A 23,369-nucleotide genomic window follows, 5' to 3' on the forward strand; every position below is an offset into this window, starting at 1 on the left:
GAAAGTTGAAGGAGAGATATAAGATGTCAAATGCTTATGAAGAATACATGCGCCAAATGGTAATTCCAATGCGTCAAGAATTAGTGCGTTCTGGATTTGAAGAATTAACTACAGAAGAATCTGTTACAGAATTTATGGAGAATGCATCAGGTACAACTTTAGTAGTTGTAAACTCAGTTTGTGGTTGTGCAGCTGGTTTAGCGCGTCCATCAGCAGGCCAAGCAGTTGTTCGTGCTGAAAAACAACCTGACCATCTTGTAACTGTATTTGCAGGTCAAGATAAAGATGCTACTGCAAAAATGCGTGAATACTTCGGAGAAATCCCTCCATCTTCACCATCTATGGCATTATTAAAAGGAAAAGAAGTTGTTCACTTCATTCACCGTCATGAAATTGAAGGTGCAACTATGGACGAAATTATTACGAACTTAGAACAAGCTTTCGAAAAGAATTGCTAAAGAAGGGGGAGAGTAAATCTCCCTCTTTTCTTTATATAGAGGTGACATAATGATAGTAACAACAGCAGGACGAACAAATAAAGAAATGACATCTTATGCAAAAAAAATAGCGACAGAATTAAATAGTTCTTTCGTTATACGCAATGATATACCTGTGCACAAACTGCATGAGAAATATGAACAGGATGTGCTTGTCGTAGGGAAGAACCGATTAGCTATTTACCCTGAAGGTACGGAAGAGTCGTTTTTCTTTCATCCAAACTCAGCAATGTTTCGTGTGAAAAGGTTAATGCGCGGAGAACACGATCCGTTTGTACAAGCTGCCCAATTAGCGAGAGGAATGACAGTGCTAGATTGTACGCTCGGCATGGCATCAGATAGTATTGTAGCTAGCTATATTGTTGGTGAAAGTGGAAAGGTAACAGGACTTGAAGGTAACGAATATATGGCTTACATAATGGAAAAAGGTTTGCAAACATGGTCTTCATCAGTTGCTGAAATCGATAAGGCAATGCAAAGAATCCATGTAAAGCAAACAGAGCATTTCGCTTTTTTAACGCAATGTGAGGATAATAGTTATGACGTTGTTTACCTTGATCCGATGTTTGAAGAAACTGTCATAGAATCAGATGGAATTAAAGGATTAAAACACTTCGCTTTGTATCATGATATTACTGATGAAACAATTGCGGAAGCGAAGCGTGTGGCGAGAAAGCGTGTCGTTCTGAAAGACCATTTCCGTAGTACTAGATTTGAAAAACATAATTTTCACGTATACAAAAGAAAAAGTGCAAAGTTTCATTTTGGCGTAATTGACCCTTGCTAATTGTTTGAAAAGATGTATAATAAGCAATAATTAATTAAATATACTGTCTGTGATGAAGAGAGTAGTCTTTTTCAGAAGGAAAGCGAGCTAGGGATGGTGTGAGCCTAGTGCGGAAGAAAAAGATGAAGCGCACTTCGGAGACGCTTCTTGAACGAATAGTAGAGTAAGCCGAGGTCCCCTGTCCTCGTTATAAACGGGAAAGTGGTTCGTAATGAACAACAAGGGTGGTACCACGGGTTAAAACTCGTCTCTTATATAGAGACGAGTTTTTTGTGTTTAAAAAAATAAGGAGGTTGTAGTATGGAATATAAAACACAGTTTGCGAAAAGTTTATCAAATATTTTTGTAAATGAATTAACGCAAAATCAAATTTTAGATTTAATCGAAACACCGAAACAAGATGAATTCGGAGATGCAGCGTTCCCATGTTTTTCACTAGCGAAGCAATATAAAAAATCACCAGCTATTATAGCAAAGGAAATTGCGGAGAAAGTAAATGATCCGTTCTTTACGAAAGTAGAGGCTGTTGGTCCTTATGTAAATGTATTTTTCAATCGTGAAACTGTAAGTGATGCTGTATTAAAAACGATTTTAGCTCAGAAAGAAGAATACGGTCAAAACTACTTTGGATGTGAAAAAACAGTAGTTATTGATTACTCATCTCCAAATATTGCAAAACCTTTTTCGATGGGGCATTTACGTTCTACAATGATTGGAAATTCACTGAAACATATCGCTGAAAAATGTGGCTATGAAGTTGTAGGAATTAATTATATTGGGGATTGGGGAACACAGTTTGGAAAGTTAATTACTGCTTATAAAAAATGGGGAAATGAAGCAGTAGTTAAAGAGGATCCAATCCGTGAATTATTTAAGTTATACGTTCAATTCCATGAAGAGGTAAAAGGCGACGAAGAACTAGAAGAAGAAGGGCGTGCTTGGTTTAAGAAATTAGAAGAAGGTGATGAAGAAGCTGTTGAGCTTTGGAATTGGTTCCGTCACGAATCCTTAAAAGAATTTTCTCGAATTTATGAACTTCTCGGTGTAGAATTTACTAATTTTCAAGGAGAAGCTTTTTATAATAACTTAATGGAAGATTTCATTGGGATTTTAGAGGAGCATGATTTGCTTGAAGAGTCAGAAGGCGCATTAGTCGTTAATTTAGAAGAAGAGGGAATGCCGCCTTGCTTAATTAGAAAATCCGATGGTGCGACTATTTACGCAACACGTGACTTAACGGCAGCGATATATCGTCAAAACACATATACATTTGATAAAGCATTATACGTAGTTGGCCCAGAACAAAGTTTACACTTCAATCAATTTTTCACTGTATTAAAAAAGCTTGGCTATACTTGGGTTGACGGCATGGAACATGTACCGTTTGGGTTCATTTTAAAAGATGGTAAAAAAATGTCGACACGTAAAGGAAGAGTAATTTTACTCGAAGAAGTACTTGAGGAAGCAATCGAACTTGCAAAACAAAATATTGAAGAGAAAAATCCAAACTTAAAACAGAAAGAAGAAGTAGCAAAGCAAGTCGGTGTAGGAGCAGTCATCTTCCACGATTTGAAAAACGAGCGTATGCATAATATCGAATTCTCATTAGAAAATATGCTGAAATTCGAAGGAGAAACAGGACCATATGTACAGTACACACATGCACGTGCTTGCTCTATTTTAAGAAAAGAAAGTGTAGAATTTGAAACATGTACGTTTGCTTTAAAAGATGATCATAGCTGGAGTGTCGTAAAATTACTTAATAAATTCCCTCAAGTAATTGAAGCAGCTTTCAATAAAAATGAGCCATCGATTATTTCGAAATATGTATTAGATGTAGCGCAAGCGTTTAATAAATATTATGGAAATGTGCGTATATTAGAAGAGAGCGAAGAGAAAGACAGCAGACTCGCATTGGTTTATGCTGTGACGGTTGTATTAAAAGAAGGATTACGTTTACTTGGGGTGGAGGCACCTGAGGAGATGTAACATAGTAGTAAACTGACAAACTGGGTCTAGTATAAACCTGGTTTGTTTTTATTGGATATATAATTTTTTTGCAAAATCAATTAAAATCTTTTTAGAGAGGGTGATTCATATTGATTCGAACTTTTATTTTACAAATTCCTTGTCATAGAAGATTAGATAGGAGTTTTTTAAACTACAAAAGTACATACCTTTATGTGCGCGTTGTACAGGCATGCTTATTGGTATTTTAATGTTTCCAATTTATTTTTATATGACACCTTCATTTCTTTTGGCAATCATACTATCATTTTTCGCTCAAATTCCGTTACTTATCGATGGGTTCACCCAAAAGTGGAAATGGAGAAGTAGCTCAAATTTGCTAAGAATAACTACTGGTGTATTAAGCGGTAATGGTATGGGATTATTCATTTCATCTAGTGTTATATGGATATTATCTTAAGATATATAGTAATGGAGGTATTTATATAGATGTTCTGGATTTACTTAATTCTAATTTTTATTTCAGGCGGAAGTGGAATTGGTTTTATGACTCAAAATAAGTATACAGAAGCAATAATAGCTTTTGTTATTTGTATACTATTGTTTGGGCTACTGTATTATTATCTTAAAAGAAACAAAAGAAAGAGAAAAGCAGATTGTGACGATTTAGACTGTACGGATTGTTTTGATTGTGATTGTACTTGTTAAATTTTTCTTCCAAATAAAAAGCTAGTGTATTATTAAAAATACACTAGCTTTTTTGCTTTGAAATTTTAAGAAAAGTGTAGGAATACGGCTATTATATAGAGAACTTTAGTTTTGTATATAAAAGGAGGCGTTAGATGTTGGAAACGTATGATTGGAACAATAAACTAACATATTTAAAAAACACGAGAGATTTATATTACAACGACGATTATGTAAGCTTTTTAGTAAATACAGTTTGGAAGATTACTAAGCCTGTACATATCGTTGATTACGGTTGTGGATATGGTTATTTAGGCCTAATATTAATGCCATTACTTCCAAAAGGATCAAAGTATACCGGTATTGATAGTGGAGAAACATTATTAGCTGAAGCGAGAGAGTTGTTTCGTTTACTTCCGTATGATTCGGAATTTCTTGAAGGAGATGCTACAGAAATTGAACTGAACGATAAATACGATATAGCAATCTGTCATGCTTTCTTATTACATATGAATACTCCAAAAATGATGTTAGAAAAAATGATACATGCAATTAAAAAAGGTGGTAAAATAATCTGTTTTGAACCACATTGGATTTCAAATATGTCTTCATATGTCTTAGATGGAGAGAATCAATCGGAAATTATTAAACTAGGTGCTTTGCAGAAGTTATTTGAAAAAGACGCGCAGAGAAACGGTAAAGATGGAAATATTGGCATGAAAATACCGATGTATTTAAGTAAATTAGGTGTGAAAAATATTGAGTGTAGAGTGAGCGATAAAGTGAACTTTTTAGACTCTAGTATGCATCACAATGATAAACACGGTTTGTACCATTCATTAAGAGAAGAGGGGATTGCGGACAACCCGGGTGATAAACAGCAATTTATAGAACGTTTAATGATAAGAGGATTAACATATGATAAAGCATTAGCTCAATATGAAGCAGAACTACGATTTTTTAAAGCGCTCCATATACATTCATCTTTAGTATATGCTCCGAATATGAAAATTACATTTGGTGACATAGAATGTTAAAAAGTAGCGATTTATTGAGGATTGACATTTTTTATCGATAAGTCGATATTCACCGTATAATCGCTGATATATTTTAAGAATCGGTCGATATATTTTGAAAATCACCGATAAAACGAAAGAAGCGCTGATATATTTGAATTATCGCGGATATAATTTCATGTACTGATTTTGGCCTTGAAAAGATAAGATCCTCAATTCACGTTATTCCATATAATTAAACAAAATACGAAGAAAAACAATCATTTTTACTATATTTTGTTATAAATTCGAATAATATTAAATAATACTATCCATTATAGGAGATTTTAGTTGAATACCTACAATATGATGTGTAAAATCTAAGCAAGTAGCAGTTTAAATAAATATTCGAGGTGAATGCATGCTAGATTTTAAGCAGTTAGAAGCTTGTTTGAAAGACAAGAGATTTGTAGATGGATTACAGGAAATAAATAATGAAATTTCATATATAAAAGAAAAGAATACTTTATCCTATGTGAAGACTTGGCTTGCTAATATTCCTTCACATAAGGAGTTTGATATATTAATTCGCCTTACTGATGAAGGGCTTATGCACCAATACAGTTCATTCCTCATTCGCTACGCTTATAAAAAATTCCCAAATATGAGAACGCTCTCTTTATATTGTGATGAGTTAATTGATGAGCGAAAAATCCTTGAAGCAGAACAGTTGTTAAAAGACTCTTTAGAAGAGGCAGATAAAGAAGAAATAGATGACGATTTTTTAGCGAAAACATATTTTACTTTAGTACGATGTTTATTAGAAATGAAACGAAATGAAGAAGCGCTCATTTATATGCAAAAAGCAGAGGAGTACAGTACACGTGCGGTCTTTGATAAATGGGGCTACGTCTATATGCATACAGGTGAATGGGAGAAAGCAGAAGAACAATTTTTAGCTGGAAAGCAGCATAAAGATTGTGAAGAACTATCTACCTACTTATTATCACAGTTATATGCGAATAAAGGGGAACAAAAACGTGCATTACAGTTAATCGATGATGCGATTGTAAAGTTTCTACAAGTACCATATTTTCATTTTGAAAAGGTAAAGTATTTATTAGATTTAGCGAAATATGAAGAGATGTTAGAGGTAATAGATAATATTAATAGTACGCTTCCTTATCATGCTTATGAAACTTACTTTGTACATTTACGTGCAGAAGCGTTGTACAAAATGAATAAACTTGTAGATTTACAACAGTTATTAAAAGAAGAAAAAAGTTTAAAAGGCTCTTTATATCATAATTTAGAAAAAAATCCAGGTGGAAAAAAGGTTCACCTGCCGATAGTTCCAATTGTACAAAAGGATAATTATTGTGTTCCGACAAGTTTAGAAATGATGTTGCAGCTATGGGGAGAAAAACGTACACAAGATGAAATAGCAGAGTTTATTTTTGATATGACAGGCTCAAAGTTTTCCGATACGGTCTCTTATATTGAAGAATTAGGCTATGAATATCGTTATTTTAAAGGGAATGAGGAAATTTATAAGATATTACTCGACCGAAAGATCCCCGTTTTATTAAGTATAGACATCGAACATGCTTCACATGTGCAAGTGCTATCAGGATATGATGATACGTTACAAGCTTTTTATGTTCAAGATCCAAACTTTATAGAACCAGTTCTTGTGGAATATAGTAAATTGCAAGAGAAATATCGTTATACAGGTTGTTTGGCGATCACGTTTGTTCCGAAAGAAAAGAAGGAACAACTAGCATTTTTAAGTGAAGAAGAGAATCATTATTTTAAATCCATTTTCTCTCTTACAGATCATTTAGATGAACAAGATAAAGAGGGAATTAATAACTTAGTACAATTTTTAAAAGAGACGAGTGATAATCCGAATACGTGGTTATATACGATGAAACATTTAGATGTTGAAGTAGATAAAGAATTTATTTTATATTGTATAGAAAAGTTAATGGAAAAGTTTCCGAACTCGGATTTTGTTAAATTGCATGGTGCACAGTGCTTTATTCGTCTTCAAGAAATGGAGAAAGCTGAGCAAATGCTGGCAAGTGTTGAGAAGAAAAATAATCGTGCTTTATATCATTTGATAAATGGAAGATATGCATTTGAACAGGAAAGTTATATAGAAGCGATTTCAAGTTTTCGTTCCTCATTACAATTGGACGCAGATCAGCCGATCGCCTGGAGTTTCCTCGCGTTATCTTATATGTATATCGATCAATCTGAAAATGCGTTGCAGTTTTCTCAAGTAGCTGTAGAACGTAGTCCAGAAAGGTTCACTTTAACGAATCACGGTTTAATATTAATAGATTTAGAAAGATATGAAGAAGCATATGAAATCTTTAATAATTTGTTAAGAGAATATAAAAATGAGGCGCATGTATGGTATGAACGAGCGAGATGTGCGCATCAATTAGGGAAATTACATTTAGCGATAAAAGGACTTAAAGTGGCGATTCAGTTAGATAGTAATGCGCCTTACATTTATTCGAAACTTTCAGAAATCTATGAATCTGATTTGAAGGATGAGAAAAGCACAAAAGAAATTTTATTAAAAGGTATTGAGAATTGTGATGATAAGGCGTCTCTATATGTAAGATTAGGTGATTATCATTTTCAAAATGATAGTCTGGAAGAAGCAGAAACATTATATAAGCGTGCTTTAGAAGAAGATAATGAAGATGTTTATTCTCATTTCGGACTTACGCAAGTTTATATGGCAAAAGAGCGATATGATGAAGCGAAAGAATATATTCTTGGTCTCGAAACACAAATTGAAAAGAGCCAAGATTTCCTTATGAATGCAGGAATGGTTTTATGGGATGCAGAGGTTGAACTTGGTGGAAATGAAGATGGGTTTAAAGTAGCATTGTCTAAGTTAGAGAGTGGTATAAAGCAGAGTGAATATAATGTAGCAAGTGCGTTAGATGAATATGTGAATCGAATTAAAGGAACTGTATTTGTACAACGAGGTATAGCATTCTTAAGAACGTTACAAAAAGAAAGAAATGAAGTAAGTGAATACAGTTGTTATGCAGGTATTTTACATGAATCTATTGGACAGTATGGCCAAGCGATGAAAAGATATAATAAGGCGATAGAACAAAAGAAAACGGCATTACCGTATTACCGAATTGGTGAAACACTTATGGCATTAGGACAATTGACGGAAGCAAAACAAGCGTATGAAACATGTTTAGAGCTTGATGGGACTTTCGTCGGTGTACATTTACAGCTTGCGGAAATATACGAAAAAGAAGAAAACCGTTCTAAAGAACAAAGTCATATGGTTCAGGCGATGAAAGAAGAGCCGTTGCATATTAATATGGAATATTTGGCACAGCTTTCAGTAGAAATGAATCTTCAGAAAGAGTTGCTGACTGAGCTAGAACAATTAGTGGACGAAGTACCTGAAATATGGCGATTAGATGCGATTGCATATGTGTATGGAGCGATGGATGAAATAGATAAAGAACAAGCACAGATTGAAGAAGCGCTACAATTAGATAGTGAGCATGCAGAAGTTCTATATCATTATGCAAAAGTATTAGTGAAAAAAAGAGATGCAAAAGCGATTGAAGTTGCAATGAAAGTAATACAAAAAGATGTAAATAATGAACGTATATTTGATGTTTATGTAAAAGCGGTAGAACAACATAAGAAATTGTCTAACATCCGGGATTTTCTTCATACATTAAAAGTGAAAAAAGCAGAAAGAAGTACAGCATTCATGTATGCAGCAGCTGCGGTTACGGAAAGATGGATTGAACGTCAACAAAATGAACAACCGAAAAAATCTATATTTACGAGAGCTTTTTATCGTATGAAAAACCGGGCAAAAGAAATTTCAATGGTTACAACAATCATTGAGTTATATGAAATCTCATTAAAGTTAAATCCCAAAAATAGTATGGCAGCACAACGATTTGGATTATTTTACGAAAATGTATCGATGAATAAAGAAGCGATAGATGTTCTGCAAACATCGTTAGAAAATAAATGGGATTATGAGGTAGCGAAGCAACTTGTAAATCTTTTCATTGAGTGTGAGGACGAAGATTTGTTACAAGATGCTCTAGAGTTAATGAAGCAATTAGTTCGAGAGCTACCGGATGATTATGATACGCTTCTTATACAAGCGCAAGTATTCTTGAAAGTTGGGGAAGAAGGAAAAGCAGAAAAAATATGCTTACAATTAACGAAGAAAACACCGTTTGTAAGTAGAGGATTCCTTGCTTTAGGAGAAATATACCAAAGTCAAGAGAGATATGAAGAGGCAATTCAGTTATTAGAAGATGCTTCTATACATCATCCAAATGATACGGCAATTCTTCTTTCATTAGCATCTTCATATCATAGTGCCGGCCAAACGATAAAGGCAGAAAAAATAACAAGTGAAGTAGTAACAATGGATACGAGTGATCTGTTAGCAAGATATGATCATGCTTGTTATTTAGCGTTATTAAATAGAAATGCAGAGGCGAAAGAAGAGCTTGAACATGTACTTCTTGAGGATGAATCTGGATTTTTTGCTGAACTTATCGAAGAAGATGAAGATTTAGCAAGACTGAGAGAGTTTGAAAAGTAATTGTATATGTATATAAGTAGTGAAAAAAGGATATAAATAAAAAATATTTTGAATTAGTTGACAATTTATTGTTAAATGGCATAAAATAGCTTTTAACAAAGTATACAAATCTGAAGACGAGAAAGAGTAAAATAATGAACTGTTCCCCAGAGAGCCGGTAAAGTGCTGAAAGCCGGTGTTCAGACGTTATTTGAAAATCATCTCCGAGGAGCCGAGGCTGAAAGTAAGTAGGCCCGGACGGATGTCTACCGTTACAAAGAACGCGTATGTTAGTACGTTGCTAAGCGCTATTAGTGAAAAGCTAATAGAATTAGGGTGGTAACGCGGGTAAACCCGTCCCTACTTCATAGGGGCGGGTTTTTTGTGTGCTTTTAAAACATTCAAAGGAGTGATTGTAGATGAAGAAAGTAGATGTAAAAGAGTCAGCTGTAGGGAGAGAAACACGTATTCGTAAGCAGTGGAACGAACAAAGCATTTTTGAACAATCAATTCAGAATCGAGAAGGCGCGCAATCGTTTGTGTTTTATGAAGGACCACCAACGGCGAACGGTTTACCACACGTCGGCCATGCACTTGGTCGGGCAATTAAAGATGTAGTAGCAAGATATAAAACGATGGCCGGTTATAAAGTAGTAAGAAAAGCAGGATGGGATACACACGGTTTACCTGTAGAATTAGGTGTTGAGAAGCAACTTGGTATTTCTGGTAAACATGAAATCGAAGAGTACGGAATTGAGCCATTTATTAAGAAGTGTAAAGAGAGTGTATTCACATATGAAAAGCAGTGGCGTGAGTTCACTGAAAGTATCGGTTATTGGGTAGATATGGATGATCCATACGTTACTTTAGAAAATCCATATATCGAAAGTGTATGGCATATTTTAGGGACGATTCATGAAAAAGGCTTGTTATATAAAGGGCATAGAGTTTCACCGTACTGCCCAAGCTGTCAAACCTCTCTCAGTTCACATGAAGTTGCACAAGGGTATAAAACAGTAAAAGATTTAAGTGCAACAGTTAAGTTTAAAGTGGAAAATAGTGAAAATGAGTATTTCTTAGGTTGGACGACAACACCATGGACACTTCCAGCAAATGTTGCACTTGCTGTACATTCAAATATGGAATACGTTAAAGCGAAACAAGAAGGTCATGTATACATTGTTGCGAAAGAACGTGTACAAGAAGTATTAAAAGAAAACTATGAAGTATTATCTGTTCATAAAGGTGAAGAATTAGTAAATACATTTTACACAGCACCATTTCCAATGAAAGAAGTGACAAATGGTTACCGTGTTATTGCAGCGGATTTTGTAACGGCAGATAGTGGTACTGGACTCGTTCATATTGCTCCAGCATATGGGGAAGATGATTATAGAGTTGTTCAAAGTGAAGGATTGTCGTTCCTACATGTTGTAGATGGAAAAGGTGAGTATACAGAAGCAGTACCATTTTTGAAAGGTAAATTTGTAAAAGATTGTGACGTTGATATCGTTCGTTATTTGGCGAAGGAAGGTTTGCTATATCATAAAGAAAAATATGAACATAGTTACCCGCATTGCTGGCGTTGTGATTCACCACTTCTGTATTATGCAGGAGAAAGTTGGTTAATCCGAACAACTGCAATTAAAGATACATTTTTAAAAAATAATGATTCTGTTACTTGGTATCCAGATCATATGAAACATGGACGTTTTGGTAAGTTTTTAGAAAATATGGTTGACTGGAATATTAGCCGAAATAGATATTGGGGAACACCATTAAACGTATGGGAATGCGAAAGTTGCGATCATCAGTTCGTACCGAAAAGCATTGCTGAATTAAGAAAGCATAGTAAGAAAGATACACCTGAAGATTTAGAATTGCATAAGCCCTATGTAGATGAAGTGCAAGTCTGCTGCGGGAAATGCGGAGGCACAATGAATCGCACACCAGAAGTAATCGATGTTTGGTTTGATAGTGGTTCTATGCCATTTGCACAATATCATTACCCATTTGAAAATAAAGGGTTATTTGAAGAGCAGTTTCCAGCGGATGTTATTGCAGAAGGAATTGATCAAACACGCGGCTGGTTTTATAGTTTATTAGCAGTATCAGCACTATATACAGGAAAAGTACCGTATAAACGAGTGTTATCACTAGGGCATGTTTTAGATGAAGAAGGGCAGAAAATGTCTAAAAGCAAAGGAAATGCACTAGATCCAGTTGATTTAGTAGAGAAGTTTGGTGCAGATGCGCTAAGATGGGCTTTACTTGTTGATAGTGCTCCGTGGAATGCGAAGCGTTTTTCTGAAAGAACAGTACTAGAAGCAAAATCTAAATTTGTAGATACGTTAGTCAATGTGTATAGCTTCTACGTTTTATATGCAAATTTAGATGAGTATAATCCGAAAGAAACGTATGATGTAAAGCTTACAAAATTAGACGAATGGGTATTATCAAGATTGTATAGTACAACGAAAAAAGTGAGAACTGCACTTGATGAGTATCAATTTACGAATGCAGCTCGTGAAATTGCAGCACTTGTAGATGAAGTGAGTAACTGGTATGTAAGACGCTCACGTAATCGTTTCTGGGAATCTGGTATGAACGCTGAAAAGGCAGCTGCGTATGAGACACTTCATGAAGTGCTTGTAACAATTAGCAAATTGATTGCGCCATTTACACCGTTTGTTGCTGAAGATATTCATCTAAATTTAGAAGGTAGAAGCGTTCATTTAGAAGATTATCCAGTTGTAAACGAATCACTAATTCAGCTGAGATTAGAAGCGGAAATGGATGCAGTTTTACAAGTCGTTGAACTTGGAAGAAGTAACCGTAATCAGCATTCTTTAAAAGTAAAACAGCCGCTAGCAGAGCTTGTATTACTTGAGCATAAAGAGAATGATATCGATTGGAAATCTTATCGTGATATCGTAATGGATGAGTTAAATGTGAAAGTATTCCATGTTGAACTGGATGAAACGAAGTATACATCATATCAATTAAAGTTGAATTTTAAAACAGCAGGGCCGAAGTTCGGTAAAAATGTGAATGCAGTAAACGGCTGGTTAAAACAATTATCACAAGAAGAAGTACAGAACTTTGTTGCAACTGAAAAAGCGGTATATGAAGCTGTATCAGGAGAAGAGGTAGTCGTAACGGCTGAAGATGTATTAGTAGAGAAAGTCGCGAAATCAGGATTCTCTAATACAACTAACGGACAATATACGGTTATGTTAGATACGAATGTAACAGAAGAGTTGTTACAAGAAGGAGTAGCACGTGAATTCATTCGTGCGGTTCAAGAATATCGTAAGCAGTTGAATTTACCAGTTAACTTACGAGTTGATGTGATTCTTGATGCAGAGGAAGAACTACAGCAAACGTTAACGAATCATAAACATCTATTGGAAGAAAACTTACTCGTCAAGCAATTTACATTTGGTCACTTAACGAATGAAGACGACGAGCTTTCTTTAGGGGAGGCAAAAATCCGAATTAAATTAAGGAAGGCTAATTAAAGAAAAAAGGAAGTTGGAATCATTCCAACTTCCTTTTTTGTATGAGGGGAGATTATCCCGCTATTTGTAGGTTAATAATCGGTGGGGGGACAAAACCCCCACGAATTAAAGTTTCACTTTATCCGGCAAATTTTCGCATAATCCATTCAATAGGGCCTCTAGCAAATTTTTTTCTCCATAGCACACTAAATAAAATGCTCAAAATGAAAAATCCAGTAGCAAATAATAAAACGAAAAGTAGTGTTTGATGTTCCATTCTATTGAATAGAATTAATGTTCCAATCCCGATAAATACATGACTTACATAATGAGTTAATGTTAATTGACCTGTTTGAATAATGGAAGTAACAAACCAATTATTTTCATATTTTTCAGTGATATAGAGGCAAATTATTAATATAGCAATAGCGGATCCTGTAGCAGATAAAATATATAATATATTTGGTAAAATGGGTCCTGTATTAAACAAAAATGTAGCAGCTTCTTTGCCAATGTGTGGAATAAAGTAGTGCGTGAGCCCCTTTGATAAAAGTTCTATCAGTATGGTGAATGTAATACCGAGCAAGAGCAACCTATCTCTAATCCTTTTATTATGAAGATCTAATCTGCCAATTATCATCCCGATTAAGAAGAACGAAAACCAAGGGAAAAAAGGGTGATAACCATTAAAGAATAGATTGCGAAGAAAACCGTTTACTGTCCAGAAGTCTACATAGTTTATAAATGGAGTATGGCCTCCCCAACCTTCGAAAGTATTGAAAGTAAGCTGAAGAGATTGTGCGAAGAGTAGGATAATAATAGATAGCAATAGTAATGCTTTTTTTCGTACTGTAATGAGTAATGCAGCAACGAAAAGGTAAACACCGTAGTAGTGTAATATATCCCCAGTCCACTCCATTACGTATAAAAGTAATCCTAAAATAAATAAGAATAGTGCCCGTTTCCAGATGATTTTTCGGCTATTAGAAATTTTAATTTTTTCATTGCTAGCAACAGATGATCTAGTCATGAAAGATATGCCAATTCCAGCAAGTATAACAAACAAGGCAGAAGCTCTACCTTCAAAAAGTGACATGAAAGTTATTAAAAATGGGGGACCATTTCGTTCTGCACCTGTTATAACCATAAAATTAACAAGCAGCATACCAAACATCGCTAAAGCTCTAGCAAAATCTAAGCCGATAATTCGTTTTTTAGTATTCAATTCAATCCCTTCTTTCAAAAATACTGTTTACAGCTTCAATCCATATTTGTTTATAATCTATATCCACATGTAACATCATAAAATTCCCTACATTATCAAGCACTAATGCTAACATATGAGCTTTTGAAACTAGATTTTTATTTTCGATTAATTGAAGTTCATTTGCTTTTGTAAGGAGTGATTCAAATCCATATAAATATTCTTTTTGTACAGTTAGTAATCTATCTTTATACATATCATTTCTTGAAGAGAGTAATCCATATTCTTGCAACACACGATTAAAATAAGGATCACCCTGTTGTTCATCAATTATTGTGAATCCAATTTCAACACATTTCTCAATAAAATTTTCTTTCGTAAACTCTTCTGTATGGAAGAAGGAAGAAAACTGCATAGCTTTACATAATTCAGTAAAGATACTTTCAATTAATGCATCTTTAGACTTAAAGTAGTAATATATAGATGGTTTTGCGATACCAACCTCCTCAGCAATCATCGAATAAGTTGTTTTAGCAATACCGTATTCAGCGAATAAGCGGTAACTCACCTCCATAATGGCAGAGAATGTTTCTTCACTTTTACTCATAATAAATCCTCCTAATAAAACATGAGATTATATAAATCATATCATTCATTAATAATATTTTAAACCTAACGTTAGGTAAAAAACAGCCTATTTTTTTACACATCACTTTAAAGAAAAAATATATTTCTACAGTATTTTTCTCGTTTTACACATAAATATTGAGAAAATTTCACTTACCCAAAATGTAAAGGTAATAGAATTGCTCGTATAGAATTACTCGTAGATTCACTTTATTTCGTTACTTGTGGACAGTAATAGCCTTATAGGAATGGGGTAAAGGTTTCAATTTATTAGGGGGAGTGATTTTATGTTAAACAAAAAAATGGTGGCAATGGCAATGACTGTACCATTAGTAATGGGGACGATTTCTACAGTTTCCGCATTGGAAAAAAAGCAAGTAAAGGTAGAAGCTTATTCACCACAGAAAAAAGCTGTTGAATATTTAAAAGGGAATGCCAATCAGTATGGATTAAAGCCCGACCTTTCAGACTTGCAATATATTTCTACAACAGAAACGTCAGTAGCTTCATATGTTAGGTTCCAACAAGTAGTAAATGGTGCGCCTGTATTTTCAAAACAAATTACGGTTACTCTTAACGGAGAGGGAAAAGGAGTACTTGCTGTTTCTGATTATCAACCTGTTACAGGTGTGAAGGAAGTATCGACAAAAATTAGTGAAAAAGATGCAATACAAAAATCAATGGCGTATGTTGGAGAAGCGAGTGAGCAAAATTTATGGGCTCCTACAGAAAAAGAATTCGGATATATTGTTGAAGAAGGTGTCGCTCTTCCAGTATATAAAGTGGTAGTCCATTCTAATAATCCATTCGGTGCATGGGAAACATTCATTGATGCGGAAAATGGAAAGTTAATTAAAAAGGTTGATATAAACCGAAAAGCAGAAGGAACAGGAAAAGTATTTTTACCTAATCCTGTCGTATCTAGTGGTAGTAAAACAGGATTAAAAGATAGTAACGATGCAGATTCAACAGCACTAACGAATCAACTGAAAACTGTTACGTTAAAAGGTTTAGATGGAACAGGATTTTTAATTGGAGAGTATGTAACGATTTCTTCAAAAGCGAAGACGAAATCTACAAACTTACAATTTAACTATACACGTGCAAATGATAGCTTTGAAGATGTTATGTCGTATTATCATATTGATACATTGCAGCGCTATATTCAAGGACTAGGCTTTAAAAATATTAATAACCGTTCGATTAAAGTAAATGTTAATGGTACAACGGATGATAACTCATTCTATTCTCCATCAACGAAAGCTTTAACTTTCGGTACTGGTGGAGTTGATGATGCAGAAGATGCTGGTATTATCGCGCATGAATACGGCCATTCGATTCAAGACAATCAAGTGCCTGGATTCGGTAGCTCACCAGAAGGCGGAGCAATGGGAGAAGGATTTGGTGATTTCTTAGGTGCTACGTATGAAGATGCAGTGTCGACTACAGGGTACGGAAAAGCATGTGTTGGAGAATGGGATGCGACAGCTTATTCTAGTTCGGATCCAACATGCTTACGCCGATTAGATACGAATAAAGTATATCCGAAAGATATTACAAATGAAGTACATGATGATGGGGAAATTTGGGCTCAAGGACAATACGAAATGGCACAAGCTTTTGGCCGTGATGTAGCAACAAAAATTATTTTACAATCACATTGGTCATTAACGCCAAACTCTAAATTCCGTGATGGTGCAAAAGCAATTAAGCAAGCGGATGCTCTTCTATATGGCGGACAACATGCTGCTGATATCGATCGTATTTGGGCAGCAAGAGGAATTAGTACGAATTAATATAAAAAGTCGTGGCGTTTATAAGCCACGACTTTTTAATTTACATAAGAACTGGTACTAGTAAATAAAGTAATATCAATGATAATGTGAATACATCCGCATCCTCATTTACTTTTTAGATTCTTTAAAAACAAAATGCTCTTTAAATTTTCTAGACTCAACTTTTTGACCGTTTCGCATCGAGCGGAAAGGGTGTTCTTGCCACGTAATAATTACGTCAACCTCATCTGCTTTTGCAGAAATAGGTAAGTTAGCATGTTCAAATCCAGTTTTGTTGCTTGCTAAACGACTTTCCTTTAGGGAAAAGAGTTCATATTTCGTTTTTGTATTTGGCTCGTTGCGGAAGACTTCAACTTGTACGTTATACACTTCGCTTTTTCCGAGATTTTTTACAGAGAAATAATATGTTTGAAATACACCTTTTTTAGGTTGCAACAATTTTTTACTCGTTTTTTTCACTTCATCAATATTCACTTGCCATTGATTTGAATTTTGAGAAACCGGTAAAGATTTTGGGGTATAAGCATACGCTTCATTAACTACAACTATGCATAATAATAAGAGAAAAAAACTAATCGCTTTTTTCATATGTACACCTCCGCTACAAATTTGCTATTAATATGCGTGGGAAATACAGAAAATATGTAATAAAATGGAAAATGTATAGAGCATGAAAAAGACTAGTGTAAATCTAAAGGGGAAAATAATAATAGAACATGAGAAATACGCATATATAACGGTAGATGAAGAATCTTAAATAAAAAGGCTTGCGTTTTATAAAATAAAGAGATAGAATACTCTGTAAATATAAAAAGTGATGATCAGGAAAAGTACATGATGCAAAGGTCTACAGAGAGCAATCGGTTGCTGGGAAGATTGCGATACGGCATGATGGAAAGACACCTGTGAGTGTTGCTTTGAACGTGATTATTAGTAAAAGCAAACGGTACCTACCGTTATCAGGGCTAAGATGGTCATTGTGACAATTTGGGTGGTACCGCGGAAAAAATCCGTCCCTATTTCTAGGGGCGGATTTTTGTATTCTTTGAAAGGAGGTGAGTGAACGTGGATGACGACGATGACAACAATAACGTAAATAAAATGAAAACTATTGGAGGGAAATATAATGGGGCAAATAATGAAGCGTTCACTCACTCAAGCGAGTACAGAGCATGTTGGAAAAGTGGTACTCTTACAAGGGTGGGTAAAAAAGATCCGTCATCTAGGTAATGTTAGTTTTTTATTATTACGGGACCGAACGGGAGTTATTCAATGTGTATTAGAAAACGAGTTAGCTGGATACAAAGTTGATGTAGAAAGTGTCGTCCAAATAGTTGGTGAAATTGTAGAGACTTCGAAAACAGAATTAGGGGTTGAAGTACTTGCTCATGAAGTGAAAGTATTAAATGGTGCAGAACAACTTCCATTTGAATTAAATAAAAAGAAATTACAAGTTGGTTTAGATCAACTATTGAATGAACGAGTATTATCGTTAAGACATGAGCGAACCGCGGCGATATTTAAAGTGAAGGCTACACTCGCTCAAAGTTTTAGTGACTATTTAACAGAGAACGATTTCATACGTATATTTACGCCGAAAATTGTTTCGCAAGGGGCAGAAGGAGGAGCGAATGTTTTTAAGCTTCCATATTTCCAAAAAGAAGCTTATTTAGCTCAATCACCACAGTTTTATAAACAAATGATGGTAGCGGGAGGATTAGAACGTGTTTTTGAAATTGCACCTGTTTACAGAGCGGAACATCACAACTCTTCCCGTCATTTGAATGAATATATATCGTTAGACGTAGAGCTTGGATTTATCGATGATTTTCATGAAGTGATGCAATTAGAAACAGATGCTTTACGATATATGTTTCAGCAAGTAGGAGAAACATGTGAGAAAGAACTACAACAATTACAAATAGAAGTACCTGTCATTACTGAAATACCGAAAATTACATTGTCAGAAGCACAAGAGATTTTGAAAAGTAAGTATCGAAAAGAATCACCGATTGGAGATTTAGATACAGAAGGTGAAAAGTTACTAGGGAAATATGTGAAAGAAACATATAATAGTGAATTTGTTTTCATTACACATTATCCGAAAGAAGCGAGACCGATGTATACGATGCCGAATAACGAGAATCCATCTATTACTGATTCGTTCGACTTACTATATAAAGGATTAGAAATAACATCAGGAGCACAGCGAATTCATAATTATGATCTATTACTCGCATCTTTTAAAGAAAAAGGATTACACCTAGAGAAATTTCAATCTTATTTAAATACATTCCGATACGGTTGTCCACCGCATGGCGGTTTCGGTATTGGGTTAGAAAGGATTGTATATAAATTTTTAGAATTAACGAACGTACGAGAGGCGAGTGCTTTTCCGAGAGATTGTACACGTCTTACACCATAAAAAAGAACCTTCGCGATTATCGCGAGGATTCTTTTTTTATGTTCTTTTATTTTTACATTGAAAGTTTATAAAAAAACTTTTCGACAAAAAAATTAATATATACCTTGACAGTTATAAATATAACCGATATACTTCATATTAATTTCAAAAGAAAATATATTCTAAATATTAAAATGTGTTGAATAGGAGTAGTAAGGTCATGTATTTGTGCAGAGAGCTATGGGTTGGTGCGACATAGTCAAATGACATCCTGAACTCGCCTAGGAGCAGTAAGGTGGAAAGGAATCACATTCTTAGTAAATCTTAACGGTTAACCTTCGATATTAGGTTTGTAATCAAACGATTACTACTAAGGTGGATTCATAATGGAATCAATAAGGGTGGTACCGCGTTAAGTAAATGGCTTAGCGTCTCTTTTTATAAAGAGATGCTGAGCCATTTTTTATTTTATAGAAAAAGAAATGGAGGGTTTATTCGGATAGGTATATAAAATTAAATTATTTATATAAAAAGATTTAATTAGGAGGAAAATAAGATGAAACAGACGGAGCAATGGACTTCGAAATTAGGATTTATAATGGCTGCAGCAGGATCAGCAATTGGATTAGGCGCAATATGGAAGTTTCCTTATATCGCTGGGAAGAGCGGGGGAGGAGCATTCTTTTTAATCTTTATATTATTTACTGTATTAATTGGTCTCCCGCTATTAATAGCTGAATTTATGATTGGACGCAGTACACAGAAACAAGCAGTTGGCGCATTTAAAAGTATTGCACCAAATACAGGGTGGCACTGGATTGGACGCCTTGGCGTTGGAACGTGTTTTATATTACTTTCGTTTTATAGTGTTGTAGGTGGATGGGTATTGATTTATTTATTTAGAGGAGTAACTGGACAACTTATTATTCCGGGACAAAATTACGGTGCATTATTTACTGAAACAATTGGAAATCCCGCTTGGGCTATTACTGGACATTTCGCTTTTATGTTCATTACGATATGGGTTGTATCAAAAGGTGTACAAAACGGAATTGAAAAAGCAAGTAAATATATGTTACCAGCATTGTTCGTTTTATTTGTCGCCCTTATTATTCGTTCATTAACATTGGATAATGCAATGCAAGGTGTGAAGTTTTTCTTACAACCAGATTTCTCAAAGATTACTTCAGAAAGTATTTTGTTCGCAATGGGCCAATCGTTCTTTGCGATTAGTATCGGAATATCAATTATGGTTACGTATAGTTCCTATTTAAATAAAAAAGAAAGTTTACCAAAATCAGCAATAACAATTGTTGGATTGAATTTATTCGTTTCTTTATTTGCAGGTCTTGCAATTTTTCCAGCAGTATTTTCATTAGGAATGGAGCCGACGGAAGGGCCTGGATTGCTATTTATCGTATTACCATCTGTATTTAGTCAAATTCCATTTGGCGGATTGTTCTTAACGGTATTTCTTGCGCTATTTACATTTGCCACATTAACATCGGCGTTTTCTCTACTAGAGACGGTTGTTTCAGCATTAGCAAATGGTGAACAAGAAAGAAGAACGAAACTATCATGGATCATTGGTTTCTGTATTTTCTTAGTAGGTATACCATCTGCGTTATCATTTGGAGTATGGAGTGATATTACGATTTTTGGTAAGAATATTTTTGATGCGGTAGACTTTTTATCTAGTAATATATTAATGCCACTAGGAGCGCTATTTATTAGTATTTTCGTATCATTCAAAATGGAAAAGAAGGTGCTAGAAGCAGAATTTTTTGTAGGTGGAAATTACGGAAAGAAAGTATTTATTTGTTGGGCATTTTTACTTCGGTTTGTAGCGCCACTTGCCATCATCATCGTCTTTTTAAATGTAATAGGAATTATTTAACATTAAATGTTATAATATACAGTAAAAAAGAAGGTGATGATTATAAAGGCGAATTTGATAGAAGCAGGGAAATACATGGACATTAGAGGGAAGAAGTTATATGTTGAAGCGCATGGAAACCCTAAAAGTGAGCCTGTATTATACTTGCACGGCGGTCCAGGAGAGAGCTGTTATGATTTTTCATTTCATCAAGCGGAACGTTTAAAAGATTCTTTATATGTAATTATGATAGATCAAAGAGGTGTTTGTCGCTCAGAAGAAATTCTTGAGGACGAAGCTTTTGGATTAAATGATTTGATTGAAGATTGTGAAGAACTAAAAAAAGTATTGCAAATTGAGAAGTGGTCTGTAATTGGACATTCTTTCGGTGGATATGTAGCATTGTTATATGCATTGATATATCCAAGTTCAATAGAGAAAATAATATTTGAAGGACCAACTTTCGATTTTGCATTAACAAGTAGAGCTTTGTTACAAAAGACAGGGGATTTATTAAAAAAGTATGGAAAAGAAGAAGTAGCAGAAGAGTCCATCGCTTATTCATCTAGCAATGCTAGTTCCGAAGAGTTGCTTGAAGCTTATATAAGATTAAGCGATGAATTAGAAGAAAAAAGAATGGAGATTTACAATAATAAGGAAGATAGGACAGATGAGAGTTTATACAGTGATCAAGAGTGGGAAATATTTTCAAAACGCTCCAAGATTCATTTTGATAGATTAAAATTAGAAGGCGCATGTCATACATCATTATTATCCAAAATAAAAGATGTACAAAATCCAATGTTATTACTTGTAGGAAAACATGATGTAGTAACGTGTGAAAAACAAATTGAAATATTTAATAAAGATGCTCGAAACGGCAAGTATATTGCATTTGAAGAGAGCGGTCATTCACCTCATTATGAGGAAGCAGATAGATTCGCAGAAACAGTCATGTATTTTTTGAAATGAAGAAAAGGGTGCTTCTATTAATGAGAAGCACCCTTTTTAAATTTCTGGATATGTGATTGTTATGTTAGGCCATTTACTTTGCCAATTCTTTTTAATAACTCTGTTTTTGTACATATGTATACGTCCTTTTGATTCGAGAAAATGAGCTGTTGGTCTCACTTGTAATGAAAGAACATCTTCAATACCGCACGGAGCTGTTAATATAACATTGTTTTTTTCGTCTAATGTAACCCCTAAAGCCGTTGCTGTTTCAGGGAATTTAGAAATAGCATCAACAGAAGAAGAATATGGTGGCATGTTGTTCACCACATGCATACGAGCTTGATTTTTAACCGACCAAGGTATAGAAGCATCCATATTTGTTAGTGTTTTCTCTACGGATTGTTCATATGTCTCGTCTTTATGTAATGGATCAAAATAGATGACATCAACGTCCGGTGTAGCAGTTCTTACTTCGTAGTTATGCAAAGTATCCCAAAGTTTAGAACGAACAAAACCGGCGCAAATCCACCAATCAGGTAGCTCTAGTGATTTTGCTATGTGTAATACGTTCATCATCCATTTGTCGTTTTCTATTAAGCGAATTACATCTTGTTCTGTTTGTATCTTCATTGATAAATTCACCTTCCTAGTAAATTAATGCATCAGTTCAATAATCCATAAAATCCAGTAAGCACCTGGTACGAACAACAGTTGTGCGAGTAAAGTACCGAGAAGTCTAGATATCATTAACCAACCATACATTTTACTCATAGATTCAGCACCATTTTCTGATTGTAAAGCACGCTCTGTTAATAGAGCAATGCGTGGATCGAGCAATACTGTTAATAAAATAGTAGCAAAACCATTCACAAGGCCAGAAGCTGTACTTGCATTTGTTGCGTAATCTGGATTTAGAAAAGAAGCATAAAGGGCAGAAAGAACACCTGCTGTATAAATTGCAGTAGCAAACATGTTAATAAGCATAATACGCTTTGGGATACCACCGATACGCAATCTATGAATCATTTCAAATCTTGGAAAGCGCACATATTTTTTTGTGTACTTTAATTTTTGAATGTTATTTGTTTTCATCATTCGAATGAAAGAACCATCTGTTTCAAAGTTTTGAATGACATATCCAAATAGTTTTGTCAAAGTTGGATAAAGAATAATCGCAAGTAAGGTACCTATGGAAGCAGATAATAGTACAAGTCGTATAGTATGCTCTAAATTAATAGAAGCATCTCGTTTTGCTTCATCGACAATCCCGCCAATTAAAAAGGCTTGTAGTAAATTTGAAGTTCTTGAAATAAGTAATACCATTCCTACGACAGATAAGGCAACGACAATCTTTTTTAAACGAACACCAGCTAATCGAATACTATAAGAACTAGTTTCGACTGCGTGGATGACAATTGTGAAAGCCATTATAAAAATTAACGTAATTGACATTTGTTTCACCAGTTTCTAT

General features: G+C 34.6%; 16 protein-coding genes, 1 pseudogene and 4 other annotated features. Of the genes and pseudogenes, 12 read left to right on the forward strand and 5 right to left on the reverse strand.

What is annotated here, in order from left to right; all coding sequences use genetic code 11:
* Window positions 1-23 precede the first annotated feature (23 nt).
* The 8 genes and pseudogenes from ACS2MN_RS01520 to ileS all read left to right on the forward strand — a co-directional run bounded on the left by ACS2MN_RS01520 (window position 24) and on the right by ileS (window position 13,058).
* A complete protein-coding gene (locus ACS2MN_RS01520; protein WP_000063715.1) occupies window positions 24-458 on the forward strand; it encodes a BrxA/BrxB family bacilliredoxin in 435 nt (144 codons plus the stop codon).
* Window positions 459-507: 49 nt separating this feature from the next.
* Window positions 508-1,284, forward strand: coding sequence for a class I SAM-dependent methyltransferase (locus ACS2MN_RS01525; RefSeq protein WP_198130567.1), 777 nt, complete (start codon window positions 508-510; stop codon window positions 1,282-1,284).
* 40 nt (window positions 1,285-1,324) lie between these two features.
* Window positions 1,325-1,539, forward strand: a binding site (T-box leader).
* 45 nt (window positions 1,540-1,584) lie between these two features.
* Window positions 1,585-3,273, forward strand: a complete 1,689-nt coding sequence (argS, locus tag ACS2MN_RS01530) for an arginine--tRNA ligase (protein WP_000456034.1) — start codon at window positions 1,585-1,587, stop codon at window positions 3,271-3,273.
* 110 nt (window positions 3,274-3,383) lie between these two features.
* Window positions 3,384-3,712: pseudogene (locus ACS2MN_RS01535) on the forward strand (DUF2085 domain-containing protein).
* 29 nt (window positions 3,713-3,741) lie between these two features.
* Window positions 3,742-3,960 (forward strand): hypothetical protein, encoded by a 219-nt coding sequence (locus ACS2MN_RS01540; RefSeq protein WP_000498604.1) that lies wholly within the window; start codon window positions 3,742-3,744, stop codon window positions 3,958-3,960.
* A 134-nt stretch (window positions 3,961-4,094) separates the two neighbouring features.
* Window positions 4,095-4,976, forward strand: a complete 882-nt coding sequence (locus ACS2MN_RS01545) for a class I SAM-dependent methyltransferase (protein ID WP_000894997.1) — start codon at window positions 4,095-4,097, stop codon at window positions 4,974-4,976.
* Between the two features lie 379 nt (window positions 4,977-5,355).
* Window positions 5,356-9,558: a tetratricopeptide repeat protein gene (locus ACS2MN_RS01550; protein WP_346994254.1), complete on the forward strand. Its 4,203-nt coding sequence runs from the start codon at window positions 5,356-5,358 to the stop codon at window positions 9,556-9,558.
* Between the two features lie 104 nt (window positions 9,559-9,662).
* Window positions 9,663-9,902 (forward strand) — a binding site (T-box leader).
* 54 nt (window positions 9,903-9,956) lie between these two features.
* Complete coding sequence (gene ileS, locus ACS2MN_RS01555) at window positions 9,957-13,058, forward strand: isoleucine--tRNA ligase (protein WP_346994253.1); 3,102 nt, start codon at window positions 9,957-9,959, stop codon at window positions 13,056-13,058.
* Between the two features lie 118 nt (window positions 13,059-13,176).
* Here the strand turns inward: ileS and ACS2MN_RS01560 are convergent, their stop codons facing one another.
* Window positions 13,177-14,262 carry a DUF418 domain-containing protein gene (locus ACS2MN_RS01560; RefSeq protein ID WP_001093120.1) on the reverse strand — a complete coding sequence of 362 codons (1,086 nt, stop codon included), beginning with the start codon at window positions 14,260-14,262 and terminating at the stop codon, window positions 13,177-13,179.
* Window position 14,263: 1 nt separating this feature from the next.
* Complete coding sequence (locus ACS2MN_RS01565) at window positions 14,264-14,848, reverse strand: TetR/AcrR family transcriptional regulator (protein ID WP_000045214.1); 585 nt, start codon at window positions 14,846-14,848, stop codon at window positions 14,264-14,266.
* 307 nt (window positions 14,849-15,155) lie between these two features.
* Here ACS2MN_RS01565 and ACS2MN_RS01570 point away from each other — a divergent pair, with 307 nt between their 5' ends.
* Window positions 15,156-16,664: a M36 family metallopeptidase gene (locus ACS2MN_RS01570; RefSeq protein ID WP_198130562.1), complete on the forward strand. Its 1,509-nt coding sequence runs from the start codon at window positions 15,156-15,158 to the stop codon at window positions 16,662-16,664.
* Window positions 16,665-16,772: 108 nt separating this feature from the next.
* Here the strand turns inward: ACS2MN_RS01570 and ACS2MN_RS01575 are convergent, their stop codons facing one another.
* Window positions 16,773-17,252 carry a hypothetical protein gene (locus tag ACS2MN_RS01575; RefSeq protein WP_103592023.1) on the reverse strand — a complete coding sequence of 160 codons (480 nt, stop codon included), beginning with the start codon at window positions 17,250-17,252 and terminating at the stop codon, window positions 16,773-16,775.
* A 220-nt stretch (window positions 17,253-17,472) separates the two neighbouring features.
* Window positions 17,473-17,685, forward strand: a binding site (T-box leader).
* Between the two features lie 105 nt (window positions 17,686-17,790).
* On the opposite strand from ACS2MN_RS01575, the gene aspS reads away from it, so the two are divergent.
* The 3 genes from aspS to ACS2MN_RS01590 all read left to right on the forward strand — a co-directional run bounded on the left by aspS (window position 17,791) and on the right by ACS2MN_RS01590 (window position 21,916).
* The gene (aspS, locus tag ACS2MN_RS01580) at window positions 17,791-19,089 is read left to right on the forward strand and encodes an aspartate--tRNA(Asn) ligase (RefSeq protein ID WP_346994251.1); all 1,299 of its coding nucleotides are present in this window, start codon (window positions 17,791-17,793) and stop codon (window positions 19,087-19,089) included.
* Window positions 19,090-19,258: 169 nt separating this feature from the next.
* Window positions 19,259-19,507: a binding site (T-box leader), on the forward strand.
* A 117-nt stretch (window positions 19,508-19,624) separates the two neighbouring features.
* Window positions 19,625-20,965, forward strand: coding sequence for a sodium-dependent transporter (locus tag ACS2MN_RS01585; protein ID WP_346994250.1), 1,341 nt, complete (start codon window positions 19,625-19,627; stop codon window positions 20,963-20,965).
* A gap of 36 nt (window positions 20,966-21,001) precedes the next feature.
* Window positions 21,002-21,916 (forward strand): alpha/beta fold hydrolase, encoded by a 915-nt coding sequence (locus tag ACS2MN_RS01590; protein ID WP_000584211.1) that lies wholly within the window; start codon window positions 21,002-21,004, stop codon window positions 21,914-21,916.
* Window positions 21,917-21,952: 36 nt separating this feature from the next.
* On the opposite strand, the gene ACS2MN_RS01595 is transcribed toward ACS2MN_RS01590, so the two are convergent.
* Entirely contained in the window at window positions 21,953-22,528 is a 576-nt protein-coding gene (locus ACS2MN_RS01595) for a nucleotidyltransferase family protein (RefSeq protein ID WP_000701725.1), read from the reverse strand.
* Window positions 22,529-22,552: 24 nt separating this feature from the next.
* Complete coding sequence (locus ACS2MN_RS01600) at window positions 22,553-23,350, reverse strand: lipid II flippase family protein (RefSeq protein WP_000028917.1); 798 nt, start codon at window positions 23,348-23,350, stop codon at window positions 22,553-22,555.
* Between the last annotated feature and the right edge of the window lie 19 nt (window positions 23,351-23,369).

It is taken from the genome of Bacillus cereus group sp. BceL062, assembly GCF_051780025.1.
GTDB lineage: Bacteria > Bacillota > Bacilli > Bacillales > Bacillaceae_G > Bacillus_A > Bacillus_A toyonensis.